This window comes from Shewanella sp. SG44-6 (genome assembly GCF_014164185.1).
Lineage (GTDB): Bacteria > Pseudomonadota > Gammaproteobacteria > Enterobacterales > Shewanellaceae > Shewanella > Shewanella vesiculosa.
The window spans coordinates 1-240 of sequence record NZ_JACJER010000376.1; the positions used below are offsets into that span (position 1 = coordinate 1).

Consider the following 240-nt stretch of genomic DNA (forward strand, 5'->3'; position numbering starts at 1 on the left):
TAACCTAGCTCTTCGTAGCTTGATTGCCCGCGCAAAGAAAGATCAAGTTCCGGCACACGTTATTGAACGTGCCATTGAAAAAGCTCGTGGCGGTGGTGGTGAAGATTATGATACCGCCCGCTATGAAGGTTTTGGACCTGGCGGTTGTATGGTGATTGTTGATTGCTTAACAGACAACGGTAACCGTACTTTTACTCAGGTTCGCCAAGCATTTGTTAAAAATGATGCCAAGTTAGGTAG

Annotated in this window: 1 protein-coding gene; it reads left to right on the top strand. The window is 45.8% G+C overall.

Features of this window, described 5'->3' with window-relative positions:
• On the top strand, window positions 1-240 hold a 240-nt coding region (locus H5185_RS22640; RefSeq protein WP_182743391.1), incomplete at both ends, for a YebC/PmpR family DNA-binding transcriptional regulator.